This is a genomic window from Streptomyces sp. LS-MS-L19 (assembly GCF_058382285.1).
In genome coordinates this window covers 1,023,448-1,039,750 of sequence record NZ_JBYCLL010000001.1, presented here as the reverse complement: position 1 = coordinate 1,039,750, position 16,303 = coordinate 1,023,448, and the positions used below count along the sequence as shown (strand labels likewise).

The 16,303-nt window shown below is 72.4% G+C and carries 11 protein-coding genes; 9 read left to right on the top strand and 2 right to left on the bottom strand.

From position 1 onward, the window contains the following. Positions 1-50: 50 nt before the first annotated feature. The 5 genes from AC2XR2_RS04550 (at position 51) to AC2XR2_RS04530 (ending at position 7,972) form a co-directional block, all read left to right on the top strand. Positions 51-1,193: an ATP-binding protein gene (locus tag AC2XR2_RS04550; protein WP_381301031.1), complete on the top strand. Its 1,143-nt coding sequence runs from the start codon at positions 51-53 to the stop codon at positions 1,191-1,193. Beyond that, the gene (locus AC2XR2_RS04545) at positions 1,190-4,771 is read left to right on the top strand and encodes a DUF5682 family protein (RefSeq protein WP_491514344.1); all 3,582 of its coding nucleotides are present in this window, start codon (positions 1,190-1,192) and stop codon (positions 4,769-4,771) included. The genes AC2XR2_RS04550 and AC2XR2_RS04545 overlap by 4 nt, the downstream gene beginning before the upstream one ends. 5 nt (positions 4,772-4,776) lie before the next feature. Next, positions 4,777-6,609, top strand: coding sequence for a hypothetical protein (locus AC2XR2_RS04540; protein ID WP_491518407.1), 1,833 nt, complete (start codon positions 4,777-4,779; stop codon positions 6,607-6,609). A 40-nt stretch (positions 6,610-6,649) separates the two neighbouring features. Next, complete coding sequence (locus AC2XR2_RS04535; RefSeq protein WP_491514343.1) at positions 6,650-7,183, top strand: hypothetical protein; 534 nt, start codon at positions 6,650-6,652, stop codon at positions 7,181-7,183. A 99-nt stretch (positions 7,184-7,282) separates the two neighbouring features. Continuing rightward, complete coding sequence (locus tag AC2XR2_RS04530) at positions 7,283-7,972, top strand: hypothetical protein (protein WP_449352932.1); 690 nt, start codon at positions 7,283-7,285, stop codon at positions 7,970-7,972. Between the two features lie 463 nt (positions 7,973-8,435). Here AC2XR2_RS04530 and AC2XR2_RS04525 read toward each other — a convergent pair whose 3' ends face one another. Next, positions 8,436-9,638 carry an MFS transporter gene (locus tag AC2XR2_RS04525; protein WP_449352803.1) on the bottom strand — a complete coding sequence of 401 codons (1,203 nt, stop codon included), beginning with the start codon at positions 9,636-9,638 and terminating at the stop codon, positions 8,436-8,438. Between the two features lie 402 nt (positions 9,639-10,040). On the opposite strand from AC2XR2_RS04525, the gene AC2XR2_RS04520 reads away from it, so the two are divergent. Next, positions 10,041-10,964 (top strand): helix-turn-helix domain-containing protein, encoded by a 924-nt coding sequence (locus AC2XR2_RS04520; protein ID WP_449352802.1) that lies wholly within the window; start codon positions 10,041-10,043, stop codon positions 10,962-10,964. Positions 10,965-11,220: 256 nt separating this feature from the next. On the opposite strand, the gene AC2XR2_RS04515 is transcribed toward AC2XR2_RS04520, so the two are convergent. Then, positions 11,221-11,826: a YdcF family protein gene (locus AC2XR2_RS04515; RefSeq protein WP_491514342.1), complete on the bottom strand. Its 606-nt coding sequence runs from the start codon at positions 11,824-11,826 to the stop codon at positions 11,221-11,223. 198 nt (positions 11,827-12,024) lie between these two features. On the opposite strand from AC2XR2_RS04515, the gene AC2XR2_RS04510 reads away from it, so the two are divergent. The 3 genes from AC2XR2_RS04510 (at position 12,025) to AC2XR2_RS04500 (ending at position 15,485) form a co-directional block, all read left to right on the top strand. Beyond that, the gene (locus tag AC2XR2_RS04510) at positions 12,025-13,362 is read left to right on the top strand and encodes a gluconate:H+ symporter (protein WP_381301020.1); all 1,338 of its coding nucleotides are present in this window, start codon (positions 12,025-12,027) and stop codon (positions 13,360-13,362) included. 37 nt (positions 13,363-13,399) lie between these two features. Beyond that, positions 13,400-14,728: an enolase C-terminal domain-like protein gene (locus tag AC2XR2_RS04505; protein WP_491514341.1), complete on the top strand. Its 1,329-nt coding sequence runs from the start codon at positions 13,400-13,402 to the stop codon at positions 14,726-14,728. 163 nt (positions 14,729-14,891) lie between these two features. After that, positions 14,892-15,485, top strand: a complete 594-nt coding sequence (locus AC2XR2_RS04500) for a hypothetical protein (protein WP_491514340.1) — start codon at positions 14,892-14,894, stop codon at positions 15,483-15,485. Positions 15,486-16,303: the final 818 nt, after the last annotated feature.

The following is a 16,303-nucleotide window of genomic DNA, read 5'->3' as shown; positions in this document are numbered from 1 at the left end:
CGGCGCCCCCACGGCCACACCCCATCCGTACCGAACCACCAAGGACGTCCATGAGCACCACTGCGGCCACGGCCGCCGCCCCGGCTCGGCAGATCCTGCCCGCCGAGGACCGCCACGCCACCGAACTCGCCTTCCTCGCCGCCCACGACGAGGGCCCGCGCCCGCCCGGCTGGGCCCTGACCCCGCGTGCCGTCGTCACCTTCATCTGCGGCAGCGACGGCAAGGAACTCGAAGCGCCGGGACAACGGCTCGTCATAGAGCCGAAGTTCGTCGGCGAACGCGCTCTCGTGGAGCGGTGCGTGGTCACCCTCGCCGGGGAGCGCGGCCTGCTGCTCGTCGGCGAGCCCGGCACCGCCAAGTCCATGCTCTCCGAGCTGCTGTCCGCCGCCGTCTGCGGCACCAGCGCGCTCACCGTGCAGGGCACCGCCGGCACCACCGAAGACGCCTTCCGCTACGGCTGGAACTACGCCCTGCTGCTCGCCCAGGGCCCGAGCCGCCAGGCGCTGGTCGACTCACCCGTCCTCAGCGCCATGCGCACCGGCCGGGTGGCCCGCGTCGAGGAGATCACCCGCTGTCTGCCCGAGGTCCAGGACGCCCTGGTGTCCATCCTGTCCGACCGGCGCGTCAGCGTCCCCGAGCTGTCCGGCACCGACGAGGCCCAGGTCGCCGCGGCCCCCGGCTTCACCGTCATCGCCACCGCCAACCTCCGCGACCGGGGCGTCTCCGAGATGTCCGCCGCCCTCAAGCGGCGCTTCAACTTCGAGACCGTGCAGCCGATCGCCGACGCCGACGCGGAGACCGCGCTCGTCCGCGGCCAGGCGGTCGCCGCCGTGCGGCGGGCCGGCGCGGCCTTCGGGGTCGACGACGCCGTGCTCGACGTCCTGGTCACCGTCTTCCGCGACCTGCGCACCGGCCGCTCCGCCGAGGGCTGGGACGTGGACCGCCCCGGCACCGTGATGTCCACGGCCGAGGCCGTCCAGGTCGCCACCTCCCTCGGTGTGGCCACCGCCTACCTCCCGGCCGGTGACACCCTCGACCTCGTCCCCGGCCACCTCCTCGGCGTGGTCCGCAAGGACGACCCCGCCGACCACGCCCGCCTCCTCGGCTACTGGGACGGTCCGGTCCGCCGCCGTGCCGAGGACGGCTCGGCGATGTGGCGCCGCCTGTGGGACCTGCGGGAGAACCTCCGGTGAGCACGCGCGAGGACCCCCGGGCGGCCGTGACCGCCCTCGCGGATTCGGTACGGCCGTACCTCCTGGGCGTACGACACCACAGCCCCGCTCTCGCTGCCGCCGTGCCGGCCCTGCTGGACGCGGCCGGCGCCGAGGTCGTCTGCGTGGAACTGCCCGCCGACTTCCAGCCCTGGCTCGTGCACCTGGCCGCCCCCGGCACGGTAGCCCCGGTCGCGCTCGCCGGGGCACGCGAGGACGGGCGGCTCGGCTTCTACCCGTTCGCGGACTTCTCCCCGGAGCTGGCCGCGGTCCGCTGGGCACGGGAGCGCGGGGCCGAAGTCCTGTGCTGCGACCTGCCGTTGACCGACCCCGCCTGGGACGCCGTACCGCCCGACGGGGACCGCGCGGCGCGGACCGTCTTCGCCGACGCCCTCATCGCCGCCGGTACCGGGCGCGACGGCGACGACCTGTGGGACCGCGCGGTGGAGGTGCTCGCCCCGGGCAGCACGCCGGACGCGGTACGCCGGGCGGCCCTCGGCGTCGGCTGGGCACTGCGCCGGGACGCTGAGGCGTCCGGGGGAGTGGCGGCGGGCGATCTCGCGCGGGAGGCATACATGCGCTCCGCGCTGGCGCAAGCCTCCGCGGGGGGACGGAGGGTGGCGGCGGTGGTCGGCGCGTTCCACGCACCGGCGTTGGGGGGCTTCGACAGGGCGGTTCCGGATGTCGAGTCCGCCATGCCGACCGTCACCGAGCGGGCTCCGTTCACCGGGGTCCCGGCGCCGGCGATCATCGAGCGGGCTCCGTTCACGGGGGTCCCCGCGCCCCTCGTCACCTCCTTCGTCCCGTACGCCTTCGAGCTGCTGGACTCGCGCTCCGGCTATCCCGCCGGCATCCGCGACCCGCAGTGGCAGCAGGCAGTGTTCACCGCCGCCGGAAACCCGGAGCTGGTGAGCGATGCCGCCGCCCGCGCGATCACGGACGTGTGCCGGCAGTTGCGTACGGCCGGACACACCGCCGGTACCGGCGAGGCCACCGAAGCCCTGCGGCTGGCCTGCGACCTGGCCCGGCTGCGGGGGCTTCCGGCGCCCGGGCGGGGCGAGTTGCTGGAGGCGCTGACGGCCGTACTGGGGCAGGGGGAACCGCTGGGCCGGGGCCGTGCGCTCGCCCGGGCCGCGGAAGCGGTGCTGGTCGGCGGCGGCTGGGGCCGGGTCGCACCCGGCACCCCGCGCTCGGGGCTCGGCCCCGCCGTCGAGACCGAGCTCGCAGCACTACGACTGCCCGGCCCGGACGATCCCGGGCCGCGCGAGATCCGGCTGGATCCGCTCCGGTCCGCCCTCGACGCCCGCCGAGAGGTGCTGTTGCAACGCCTCGCGGTGTGCCACGCCCTCTACGGCGAATCCGTCGAGGTGGCCGGCACGGGCGACGGGACCGCGCTCACCACCCGGTGGAGGCTGGCGTGGACCCCGGCGGTTCCCGTACGACTCGATCTGGCCGGCGTGCGCGGGGTCACCGCTGCCCTGGCCGCCGAGGGCACCCTCCGCGAGGCCCACCGCCATGAGACCGCCGCGACCTGCGCCCATGTCATCGCCGGACTGCGCGCCGCGGCCCGTTGCGACCTGCCCGCCCTGGTCGCCGAACGCCTCGCCGACGCCGCGGACATGCTGCCCTCGGCCGCGAACCTTCCCGAACTCCTGGAAGCGCTGGACCTGTTGGAGGCCCTGCGCCGTGGTCATCTGCCCGGTGGCACGCCCGAGCGCGACCGGGCAGTCACCGAACTGTCCGACACCCTGCTGGAAGCCGCCGTCCGCGCCCTGCCCGGCCTCGCCGGCAGCGACCGGCCCGAGGACGCCGCCGCACTGATCGCCCTGGTCGCCCGGATCGGCTCCCACCGGCTCGGTCTCGGCGTGGACGACGCCCTCGCCACCCTGGCCCGCACCGGCTCCCCACTCGTCCAGGGTGCCGCCCTGGCCGCGAGGGTCCTGCTCGACCTCGACGGTGCCGACACCCTGGGCACGCGGGTCGGCGGCTGGATCGACACCGCCACCGCCCCGGACGGACGACGCCGGCTGACCCTGCTGCTGACCGGCCTGCTCGGCGCCGCCGGGCCCCTCCTGGAGTCGGCCCCGGCCGCCCTGGACCCGTTGCTCGACCGGATCGAAGCGCTCAACGACCAGGGCTTCCTGGACCGGCTGCCCGCGCTGCGCGGCGGCTTCGACACCCTCACCCCGGCCGGCCGCGGCCGCCTCCTCGATACGGTCACCGAACGCCTCGGCGACCGCCCCGACCTCACCCTCACCGCCCCACCCGACCTCCTCGCCCTGTGGACCGCGGCAGACACGGCCGGTCTCGCCGAACTGACGGCACTGGGACTTTTCGTGCCGGCTTCCGGAGGTGCGGCGCCGGACGCGGTCGGGCCGACGCCGGTCTCCAGCGGTAGCGCCCCCGACGCCCTCGCGCCGGCTTCCGGAGCTGCCGTACCCGCCACCCGCCTCACCCCCACCGACCGCTGGCGCCTGCTCCTCGGCAGGGAGACCGACCGGCTCCCCGGCGCCGCCCGCCGTTACGCGCAGGCCCTCGACGAGCTGTACGGATCCGGCCGTGGCGAGGGCTCCATGGACCTCGGCCGGGACGGCGGCGGAGGGCAGGAGGCGTCCTTCCCCAGCGCCCGGGAGTGGGGCGAGGAACTCACCGCCCTGTTCGGTGCGGACGTGCGCGAGGAGGTGCTGGCGCGGGCCGCCGAGCACGGCCGTACCGATGTCCTCGCCGAGCTGGATCCCGCCGCCGTCCGGCCCTCGGTCGAGTTGCTGACCTCCGTGCTCTCCCTCGCCGGAGGCATGCCCGAGCCACAACTCGCCCGGCTGCGGCCGCTGGTGCGCCGGCTGGTCGACGAACTGGCCCGGGAGCTGGCCACCCGGCTGCGCCCGGCCCTCACCGGCCTCGCCACCCCGCGCCCGACCCGCCGCCCCGGCGGACGGCTCGATCTGCCGCGCACCCTGCGGGCCAACCTCGCGCACACCCGGCGCCTGGACGACGGCCGGACGGTCGTGGTGCCCGAGCGGCCGGTGTTCAGCACCCGGTCGCGCCGGGAGGTGGACTGGCGGCTGATCCTGGTGGTCGACGTGTCTGGTTCGATGGAGGCGTCCGTCGTCTGGTCCGCGCTCACCGCGGCCGTGCTGGGCGGGGTTCCCACCCTCTCCACCCACTTCCTCGCCTTCTCCACCGAGGTGATCGACCTGACGGACCGGGTGGACGACCCGCTGTCGCTGCTCCTGGAGGTCCAGGTCGGCGGCGGCACCCACATCGCGGCCGGACTCGCCCACGCCCGCTCCCTCGTGACGGTCCCGAGCCGCACCCTCGTGGCGGTGGTGAGCGACTTCGAGGAGGGATACCCCCTGGCCGGACTCCTCGGCGAGGTCCGAGCCCTCGCCGACTCCGGGGTGCACCTCATGGGCTGCGCGGCCCTCGACGACACCGGTACGCCCCGCTACTCGGTGCCGATCGCCCGGCAACTCGTCGCCGCCGGCATGCCCGTCGCCGCCCTCAGCCCCCTCGCCCTCGCCCGCTGGGTGGGCGACCGCCTGCGCGGAGAAGTCCGGTGATCCCGATGAAGCCCCAACTGCCCCCGGCGGTACCCGAAGTGGTCGCCGCCGCCGTCGAGGGCCTGACCTCCCGGCTGCGCAAAAAACTGGACACGGCGGTCGAGTCCTACGCCGCCCTCCCGGTCGCCGAACTCGACGGCACCCTGAGCGTCAAGTGCGGCGAGGACGCGGAGGTCACGCTCACACCGGGACCGTCGGGAACGCTCACCGACGCCGAACAGGCCGTGTGCGGCTGCCTGTTGGCCCCCCGGTGTCTGCATCGCGCCGCGATCCTGAGCGCGTGCCCGGTGGCGGAGCCGACTGCCGCCGACGACGTGAGCGGCGCAGAGGAGGAGCCACCACCGGCCGACGAACCACCGTCCACCGAGCAAGGGACATTCACACAGCAGGCCCCGGCGACCGAGGCACTCCCCGGCCCCACTCGCGCCCAAGTCGCCGCTGCCACCGGACTCCGGGCCGCCGCCGCGGCCGTACTGGCCGCAGGGATCCCCGCCGCCGGAGCCGTGCCGCAGGCGGAGCTGCTCCGTGCCGCGCACACGGCCCGACTGGCCGGACTGCACCGGGCCGAGGCGGCGGCGCTGCGGGTCGTACGAGGGGTGCGTGCTGCGCGGGCCCGAAAGGACGGACCGCGGCTCGCGGGTCTGGTCGCGGACCTGCGGGAACTCCTGCTCACCACCCACCGGTTGGCGTCCGCGGACCCCGACCCGGCGCTGGTCGGCACGGCCCGCCGCACCTACCGTGCCGGCGGCGCGCTGAAGGTCTTCGGTGTCTGCCGGGAGCCGGTGCTCAGCGCCACGGGTTACGGCGGTGTCGTGACGCATCTGGTCACCGAGGACGGCCGCTGGTTCTCCGTCGCCGACGTCAAGCCCGGTGGCCCGGCCCGCGCCCGGGCCGCCGGCACCGCTCCCGTCGCGCTGGGTTCGGGCGCTCTCGACCATGCCCGGCTCGCCCGGGGCGGTCTGCTGATCTCCGGCGCGACGATCTCCCCGGAGGGCCGCCTCGGCTCCGGCAGGGGCGTCAGGGCCACCCCGCTGGACGGCCTCCCCTGGACCTCGGGCCCACTGGCCGCCCTCTTTGGTCGTCCCTTGCGGGAGGTGGTGGCCGACCGGCTCGCCATGGCGCCGGAGGAACCGGGTGGCGCGTTGATCGGGTGCGACCTCGTCGTCGTAGGCGCGGCGGGGGAGGGGTTGGTGGCTCGCGAACTGCATCCGGACGCGCCGGAGGACGGCCCGCTGATCCGACTCCTGCCCGCCCACGCCCACCCCGACCTCGCCCACACCGCCAACTTCGCCCAGCTCGCGGCCCGTCCAGGCATCCGCGTCCGGGTGATCGGGCGGATGGACCCCGACCGCGCCGCCACCCTCCGCCCGCTCGCGGTCGGTCCGGTACCGGACACCGAGGCCACCCTGCGGCTGCCCGCGGACCGGCTGGACCGCGTCGACCTGGGCTACGACCGTCTCGGCGGCACGCACTTCCCGACGCCGGACGCCCTGTCCCCGGTCGAGGGGCTCACCGGCGCCCCGGCCGACCCCCTCGCCGACTCGCCGCTGTGGCGGATGCGCCGGCTGGTCGAACTCGCCGTCGCCGGAGGGCGCCGGGCGGTCGCCGAGCCCGCCCGGGACGGTGATTCGCGGGGCAGTGCGGTCGCCCTGCGCCGCGGCGGATTCGGCACGATGGCCGACCTGGCCACCGCCCTCACCGCCGAGGCGGACCGCCGTACCCGTGACGTCTTCGGCCGCCTGGCCGACGCCGACAGCGACCGGTACGCCCTGGTCTGGCTCAGCGCGGCCGTCCATCTCGCGGGCGCGGAACGGGCGTTGGTGAAGGCGACATGGTGACCGCCCGCGCGCCCCTCACTTCCACTCATTCGGAGACACCGTGACCACCGCATACTCGCCCGTCGAAGAACTCAATCTGCTCAAGGGCTTCCAGGACCGGGTCGGCTACGAGAATTTCGCCCGGGGCTTCGGGCTGACCGAGTACGGGGACATCTCCGGACTGGTGGCGGGCTGGTCGCGGGACCCGGCGTTCACCGGCCGCCTGGTGCCCTTCGCCCAGGCCACCGGCGGAGGCTCCTTCTACGCGCTGTGGCGCATCGACGACCGGGAGGACCTGGCGACCCTTCCCGTGGTCGTCTTCGGTGACGAGGGCGGGGAGCACGTCGTGGCCCGCCATGTGCGCGAGCTGTTCCAACTCCTCGGCTTCGACGAGGAGATCAGCGTCGAGCACGCCAAGGCCTACGTCTACCGGGACGAGGACGAGCCCCACACCGACTGCCACGACGAGTACGTGGCCTGGCTCGACCGGCACTTCGGCCTGCCGGTGGCGAAGGACCCGGACGCCGTACTCGCGGCGGCGCAGGCGGAGTTCGGCGAGCGGTTCGCGGACTGGATCCGCCCCTTCCTCCTGTGACCACTCCTTCCTCCCGGTGACCACCTCTTCCTCCTGTGACCACCCCTCCCGACCTCTCCTCCCCGACGAATAGAGACGAGGCAAGTCCCCATGCACGGAGTGCCGTTGACGGAACGGGTCATCGAGGTGGTCCGGCGCGACCCCGGGGCGAGCGCGCTGCCCCATCTGCTGCCGTACGTGGACGTGCCCTGGGTGGAAGGAGGCGTCCCCAGGCCGATGCCCGAGGCCACGCTCGCGCGAGCCGCGTTCCCGTCGGGGCGCCCGCTGTCTCCGAGCCTGCGCGCCTGGCTGGCGTACGACATGAGCCTGCTCGAACGCCACGGTTGGTTCACGGCGGACGGCGACCTTGCGCCGCGACCGCTGGACCAACTCGTCGCGGACGAGATGGACGCCGCCTGGGGACCGGAGTTCGCCTGGCTGTCAGGGCGCTTCTCCGAGTGCTTCCTGCTGCCGGGCGGATCGGACTCGCGGCGGTTCCTGGCCGTGACCGAGCCGGACGAGGAGGGTGAGTACCCGGTCTTCGCCCTCGACTTCGACGACCTGGCCTACCTCGGGCTCATGTACCCGGGCTTCGACGTCTACCTGGCCGACACCGCGGGCCTGCTGGACCTGGGCAGACGGAAGACCTACACGGACCTGATCGGCCACGGGACGTACGGCCGCCGGATGCGCCGGCATGCCGCCCAGTGCCTCGCGGGGAGGGCGGAGATCCAGTACCCCTTCGACTTCGAGCCGGTCTACCTGGAGCTGGCTCACGACTCGTCGACGGGGGCGCCGAGAAGGCCGTAAGGGCAAGGGACGCAGGGCAGTTGAGGAGTAGTCGGACTCCCAGGTCGTACAAGTCCCAGAGCGTGGGCTCCACTTCGCGCCAGGCCGCGATCAGGGCGGGGTCGTCGAGGGCTTCCCCGGCGGCCGCGACGGCCTGAAGCGCGTCGATCAGCGGGATCTCGTGGAGCGGGACGGCGTCCGGGCCGGTCAGGCGACCGGTGCGGACCATGCGGCCCCACAGGGCCGTCCCTGCGTCGCAGTGGACGAACGGCGGGTCGGGAGCGAAGTAACCGTCCTCGAGCCAGCCGCCGTCGTCGCCCTCGTCGGAGTCCCTTCTTCGACGTCATGGTCCGACACGTGGCTACCTCCCGGCCTGGGCTCCGTTGACGTGTACGGCACGGTGGGCGCCGCCTGTGCACGTCCGGCCGTCCTGACGGCAGCTTCAGTGGCTGATCAGTACTTGATCACGTAGGTCCACCGAGCTTCAGCCCGCCGCCCGGCGGGTCAGCAGGGCGATCGCCGCGGCTGTCGCGGCGAGTGCCGCCACGCTGGTGAGGGCGGCGGGGAGGGAGAACCAGTCGGCCATGAAGCCGATCGCGGGCGGGCCGAGGAGCATGCCGCCGTAGCCGAGGGTGGAGGCGATGGCGACCCCGTCCGGCCCGGCCAGCCTGCCCGCGCGCTCGACGGCGACGGGGAAGAGGTTGGCGAGACCCAGCCCGGTGATCATGAAGCCGAGGAGTGCCGCCCAGACGGAGGGGGCGAGGGCGCCGAGCAGCATCCCGAGGGCGGCGGTGGTGCCGCCGCCGACGAGCGTGCGGGTCTGGCCGAGACGTTCCAGCAGCTTGGTGCCGGTCAGCCGCCCGATGGTCATGGCGAGCGCGAAGCAGGAGTAGCCCACCGCCGCGACACCGGGCGCGGCGTCGAGGTCGTGCTCCAGGTGCAGGGCGCTCCAGTCGGCCAGGGCGCCCTCGCCGTAGGCCGTGCACAGGGCGATCAGGCCGAAGATGATGACGAGACCGCGAGTACGGGTGTTCCGCGGGTGGGGTGTGGAGGACTGCCGGGGTGTGTCCTGCGGGGCGTTCGGAGGCTGGATGCGCAGCAGTGTCCGGCCCGCGGCGGCGGTGACGAGCAGACCGATCACGGTCAGCCCGAGCAGGTGCTGGGTGGGGGAGAAGCTGCCGGCGACGAGCCCGCCGAGACCGGCACCGATCATGCCGCCGAGACTGAAGGCGGCGTGGAAGCTGGGCATGATCGGTCGCCGCAGGGCGGCCACGAGATCGACCGCGGCGCTGTTGAACGCCACGTTGATGCTGCCGTAGGCCGCGCCGAAGAGCAGCAGGACGGTGCCGAGCGTTGCCGCGGAGTGGGTCAGTGGCGGCAGCGCGACACTGAGGGACAGCAGGACGGCACAGACGACGGTGACCCGGTGGGTGCCGTAACGGCGGCACAGACGGCCGGTGAGCATCATGGTGATCACCGCGCCGGCCGAGACGCCCAGCAGGGCGAGACCGAGGGCGCTGGCGGAGGCGCCGGTCTGTTCCTTGATCGCGGGGATGCGGACGACCCATCCGGCGAAGACGAATCCGTCGAGGGCGAAGAAGACGGTGAGGGCGATACGGAGCCGGGTGAGGTCGCTGCGAGGGCCCCGCACGGCGCTGTGCGATCGGGCTTTGTTTATTTGCGGCACAAAGTCAGGGTAGGTGTGCGCTCGGTTGTGGGCAAGGGTGTTCGGTTGAGCGGTGGTGGAGGGGCGCTCGCAGGTCGTAGCGGTACGTGGGGCGCGCGGACCAGCTCCGCGCGCCCCGCCCCGCCCCGCACGGTGACCATGTCCAGCCGTCGTGAGCATCGCCGCGAGGGAGCGTCCCGGCACGGGTCTGGCGCAGTCGGGCGATGTCGTGGCAGCGTCATCGGATCCGCACTGATCTGCATGCCAACTTCACTTCCCTGCCGGTGAGTCGGCCGTGGCGGTGGGGATACTGGGGACCAGGTGGACGACCCGCCGCCCCCGCCCCACTGGAAGGCGCGGGCGCGTCCTGTCCGGTCCGCCGCCGGTTCGCAGCGGTCCCTCGGGGGTGAGGGGAGCCTCTTGGTGGTTCTCGGTGCACGCGGCGCCACGGTCGGGACCGGCGATGCGGTCGAGATCGCGCGACTCGGTGGCCTGTGGCGGGTCACACGGCCCTGGCACCCCGGGTTACGGCCGTACCTGCGCAGTTACGTCGGCTACTGGGAGGCCACGCCCACTCCGTACGAGGCGAGACTGGTGCCGACCGGGCACGCGACCCTGCTGATCAGTCTCGCGGAACCGTTCTCGCAGGTCCGAAGGCTGGGCATGCCCGACGGGGGCACCGGGACCATCGGATCGCTGGTGGTGGGACTGGAGGACCGGCCCGCGATCTGCACGCACCCGGGCGGCCAGGAGGCGATCCGGGTCGAGTTCACACCCCTGGGCGGCTACCGGCTGTTCGGCATGCCGATGAGCGAGTTGACGAACCTGGCGGTCGAGATCCGGGACGTGCTGGGCCCCGGGGCCGGCGTGCTGGTGGAACGGATGGCGGCCACCCGGGACTGGGCCGCCAGATTCGACCTGCTGGACGCCGCCCTCCTCGACCGGCTCGGCCTCGGCCCGGACCCCACTCCGGAGGTCGACCAGGCCTGGCAGCTGCTCTCCGGCAGCGCGGGAGCGATCACGATCGCCCGTATCGCCGACGAAGTGGGCTGGAGCCAGGGGTACTTGATCCGGCGGTTCACCCAGCAGATCGGACTCACCCCCAAGGCGTCCGCCCGTGTGCTGCGCTTCCGCCATGCCGTGGCCCTGCTCAGCCGTGGGACCGCGAGCCTGACCGAGATCTCCACGGCCTGCGGCTTCTACGACCAGGCTCATCTCAACCGCGAGTTCCGGGCGATCGCCGGCACCACGCCCGGACGTATGGTCGCGGCGCGGCGGGTGGAAGGGGCGATGGCGCTCGCCCGGAGTGCAAATTCTTCCAAGACCGCATCGACCGCCGGCCGATAGCGTCCCCGCTCGTACGGGCGATGGCCGGTCGGATGGCGCGGGGGACCGTCCGACCGGCCGGAGCGTGCCGTGGGCGCCGTGCGTGCCGTGTGTGCCGTGCGGGAACTGCTGGTGACGCACGCCGGATCATCGGGAGCGCCGCGATGGAGGGGCGGCACGCCGAGCCATCATGAGCGGCCCGATGAAGGGCAGCACGCCGAGCCATCGTGAGCGCCGCGGTGAAGGGCGGCACGCCGGCCCGTCATGAGCGCGCTGCCTACGACGAGACGATCCGCTCGTCGGCCTCCAGAACACGGAGTGTCCACAGCCCGTACAGGGCCAGCAGCGGTTTGACGGCCATCCACTCGCCGACGCGGTAGTCGTCCGCGCGCACCAGCCTCTCCGCCAGATCGGGCCGCTGCCGCCGCAGGTATGCGCGGGCCTTGAGCGCGTGAGCCGGCTGGGAGGCGATCTTGATGCGGTCCACGTCTTCGAGCAGTGGAATGACGTTCGTGATGTTCTCCCACGTCGTCGTGGACCGGTCCTCGAGGAGCACCGTGCCGTCGAACTCGAGGACCGACCGCGCGTAGTCAGCCATCAGTTGGGCCTCCGTGACGCCGGCGCCGACCCCCACCGCACCGCCGCTGAAGATCACGCGGCTTTTCCGCGCATCGTCGGCTGCGACGGAGCGGAGGCCCGCGCGGACCCGCCACCGGTTGACCAGGTTCGCTGTCGGCCGGGGATTCCGGTACCCCAACACCACCACGGCCACCGAAGCGCCGTCACGGTGCCCCACGAGCACCCGGGACCAGCGCCAGTTCAACCACTCACCCCACGCGAGGGCGGCAACCGCAGCCACCGCCAGGCCTGTTGCTCGTCGCATCCGGCGACTCTAGGCCACATCGATCTCGCGCACCTGTAGATCCCGGGGGCCCATCAATCCCCGCGCACCCATTGACCGCTGGAGGACACATAGATCGTGCACACCCATTGACCCCCGGCGATCGATGCACCTAGCCTCCGTCCTCATATGTAGACAGCGTCTCTGTATGGGGATCGCGTTCAGTGGGGAGAACCGCACATGCCGCTCATCGTCGTCGGGATCAGCGTCCTCGTTCTGCTCTTTCTGATGACGAAGCTCAGACTGAACGGCTTTGCCGCCCTCCTCCTGGTCGCCGTCGGGGTCGCCCTGGTCCAGGGGATCGGTCTGGAGGAGATCCCGGACGTCCTCTCCGAGGGCATCGGCGACCAGATCGGCGACACGATGCTCATCATCGGACTCGGTGCCATGGTCGGCCGGGTGCTGGGTGACTCCGGTGCCGCCCAACGGATCGCCGGCAGACTCCTCGACGTGTGCGGGCCGCGCTGGGTGCAGGTCGCCATGGTGCTGTCCGCCATGCTCATCGGCGTGACGATGTTCTACGAGGTCGCCTTCGTCATCATCGTCCCGGTCGCCTTCACGCTCGTCCGCGTCACCCGGGCCAACCTGCTCTGGGTGGGGCTGCCGATGTCGATCGCGCTGTCCACCATGCACAGCTTCCTGCCGCCCCACCCGGGCCCCACCGCCGTGGCCGCCACCTTCCACGCCTCCGTCGGACTCACCCTGTTCTACGGCCTGTTCATCGCCGTCCCGGTCGGCGCCTTCATCGCCCTGCTGTGGCCGCGCCTGCCCTTCATCCGCCGGATGAACCCCGAGATCCCCAAGGGCCTGGTCAGCGAACGGGTCTTCGAGGAGGAGGAAATGCCCGGCATGGGCTGGTCGTTGGCGGTGGCCCTGCTGCCGGTCGTCCTGATCGCCGGCGCCGCGGTGACCGACCTGGCCGTCTCCGGGGACAACGCGTGGCTGCACTTCGTCGCCTTCATCGGCTCCGCGCCGATCGCCCTGCTGCTCACCCTGCTCGTGGCCGTCTGGGTTTTCGGCCCGCGCATGGGGCGCAGCCTCGCGGAGGTCAGCACCTCCTGCAAGGAGGCCGCCCAGGCCATGGCGATGATCCTGCTGGTGATCGGCGCGGGCGGCGCCTTCAAGAACGTTCTCGTCGAGGGCGGCATATCCGACTACATCAAGGACGCCACCGACGGCTGGTCCGTCTCGCCGATCATCCTGGCCTGGCTGATCGCGGCCGTTCTCCGCGTCGCCCTCGGCTCCGCCACCGTCGCCGTCGTGACCGCCTCCGGGGTGGCCCTGCCGCTGCTCGCGGGCGGCGGGGTGCACGCCGAGGTGATGGTCCTCGCCGTCTCCTGCGGCTCGATCGCCTTCTCGCACGTCAACGACCCGGGCTTCTGGATGTTCAAGGAGTACTTCAACCTCTCCGTCGTCGACGCGATCAAGGCACGCACCACCTACACGACCGTGCTAGCGATCCTGGGCCTCGGCGGTGTACTGGTCCTGGAACAGGTCCTGGACGCCCTGAAGGTCTGACACCCCCGACCCCTGATCAGAAGGACACCATTCCGCCATGAGCCAGCCAGTCGTCACGAAGTTCTCCGTCCATCCGGTGGCCGGCCGCGACTCCATGCTCCTGAACCTCTCCGGCGCCCACGCCCCCTACTTCACCCGCAACGTCGTCGTCCTGGAGGACTCCGAGGGGCGCACCGGCCTGGGCGAGGTGCCGGGCGGCGACAGCATCACGCGGACCCTGCGCGACGCCGAGCCGCTGGTCGTGGGGGCCCGAGTCGGCGACTACAAGCGCGTCCTGCGCACGGTCCACGACACCTTCGCCGACCGTGACTCGGGCGGCCGCGGCGCCCAGACCTTCGATCTCCGTACGACCGTGCACGCGGTCACCGCCGTCGAGTCGGCCCTCCTCGACCTGCTCGGACAGCACCTCGACGTCCCGGTCGCCGCCCTGCTCGGCGACGGCCAACAGCGCGCTGCCGTACGGGTCCTGGGCTACCTCTTCTACGTCGGCGACCCGGGCCGCACCGACCTCGACTACCTCCGTGAACCCGACGCCGACATCGACTGGTACCGCGTCCGGCGCGAGGAGGCCCTCACCCCCGAGGCGATCGTCCGGCAGGCCGAGGCGACCTACGCTCACTACGGCTTCCGCGACTTCAAGCTCAAGGGCGGCGTCCTGCCCGGCAGCGAGGAGGTTAAGGCCGTACAGGCGCTCAAGGAGCGGTTCCCCGAAGCCCGGATCACCCTCGATCCGAACGGGGCCTGGTCCCTGCGCGAAGCCGTGGAACTGTGCCGTCCGCTGGTCGGCACACTCGCCTACGCCGAGGATCCCTGCGGCGCGGAAGGCGGTTACTCGGGACGCGAGATCCTCGCCGAGTTCCGCCGGGCCACCGGACTGCCCACCGCGACCAACATGATCGCCACGGACTGGCGGCAGTTGACCCACGCGTTGGCCCTCCAGTCGGTGTCCATCCCGCTCGCCGACCCGCACTTCTGGACCATGCAGGGGTCGGTCCGGGTCGCCCAGCTGTGCCACGCCATGGGGCTGACCTGGGGCTGCCACTCCAACAACCACTTCGACATCTCGCTCGCGATGATGACGCACTGCGGAGCCGCCGCCCCGGGCGAGTACAACGCCCTCGACACCCACTGGGTCTGGCAGGAGGGGCAGGAACGGCTCACCGTGGAGCCGCCGCGGATCACCGGGGGCGAGGTGGCCGTGCCGGACGCGCCCGGCCTGGGGGTCCGCCTCGACCGGGACCGGCTGCGGGCGGCGCAGGACCTGCACGAGGAGGTGGCCTCGGCGGGGCGTGACGACGCTGCCGGGATGCAGTACCTGATCGAGGGCTGGGCGTTCGACGCGAAGCGTCCGTGCCTGGTGCGCTGAGTGCCCGCGACCGATGTTATTGACATGGTCAAGTCAGGTCATTAGCATCCGTGAAATCTCGGAAAGCGCTTTCCGATTCAGTTCATGCCTCGACTTTCCCCCCACGGGATCCACCCCCACAGGATCCGCCCCCACGGGATCCACCCCCACAAGAGGACCCCACATGAACCCACGAAGGGGCGCGGTCGCCGCCGCGCTCGCCGCCCTCCTGCTGGCCGCCCCCGCCGTCGCCCAGGCCGCCCCGCCGTCCACGGCCCAGGAGCGGATCGCGGCCGCCACCATCACCTGGACCCTGGAACGGGCGAGCAACCCCACCGCCGACCAGCAGTCCGCGTACACCCAGATCACCTCCGCGATGAACGCCGCGGTGAACCGCTACAACAACCTCACTGACCTGGGGAAGTCCATCACCGTCCGCTACGACCCGAGCGTGCCCACCGCGGGCGGCAACCTCAACGGGACCATCCGCTTCGGCAGCAACCGCAGTTACATGACCGAACGGACCGCACTGCACGAGATCGCCCACACCATCGGCGTGGGCACGAGCGCGGGTTGGTCCCGCCTCGGCGGCACCGGCACCTGGACGGGCACCCAAGCCACGGCGCTGGTCCGGCAGTTCGACGGATCCTCGGCCAAGTTGTCCACTGGCGGCGGGCACTTCTGGCCGTACGGCCTGAACTACGAGAACGAGTTCTCCTCTACGGCGGCGGACCGCCACGTGCGGATCGTGGACGCGATGGTGCGCGACGGGCTGTGAGCTGAGGAGTCGGCGTCCGGGGGCGGAATCCCGCTCCCGGACCCGGTGTTCGAGCGCGGGGCCCGTCCTCGCGGCGAGGGGCTTCGGGGTCCGGCCCCTCACCCGCGGGCACCGGAGGCCCCCTTGGGCGTCCAAGGTGCCTCCGGCGCCTTCCGGCCCGGTTCGCTCTCCCGCGCCGGATTCCTCCAGCCCCGCCGGCACCGCCGCCGTCTCGGTCGCCGGTACGTCTGCCTCGGCCGCGGTTCCTTCCCTGCGGCCCAGAGACTGCGGCAGCTCTGCTGTGATTGACCGTTGACCGGTCAGTTCCTCTCTGCGAGCACCCGGGGGATGGGAGGGGGAGGAGAATGGCCGTGTGACCATCTTTCGCTGTGCGAACTGCGGGGAGCCCATAAGCGGCGAGGTGATGCCGGGGGAGCCGTTGAGAGGTCCCGAGCGACCGCCTGGCCATGAAGTGGCTTCGCCGCGGATGGCTTCGGGAACCTTCAAGATCAATTTCGATGGCAGTCTTCTGATCCTTCACCCGGACGACGTTCCAGGGGCGGTGCTTCACCCCGATCCTCGGCGCCTCGCCGGTTGTTGTGGACCTGCGGGCCAAGACGGTCCCAACCTCGTTTGCGTAGGCTGCGGCGTCGAGGTCGCGACGAAAGAGTCCGACTGCTGGACCGACAACCTCGTGGCATTGAACGCCGCCGGAGTGGCTGAAGAGCCCAAGGTTTTGTAGGGCTGGATTCTGGCCAACTGTCTCGTTCGGTAGACGGGTGACCTCGTCGGTTGGCCTTGCGTCCGGCGGTGTGAAGGGACCCAAGCGTGATCCCGTG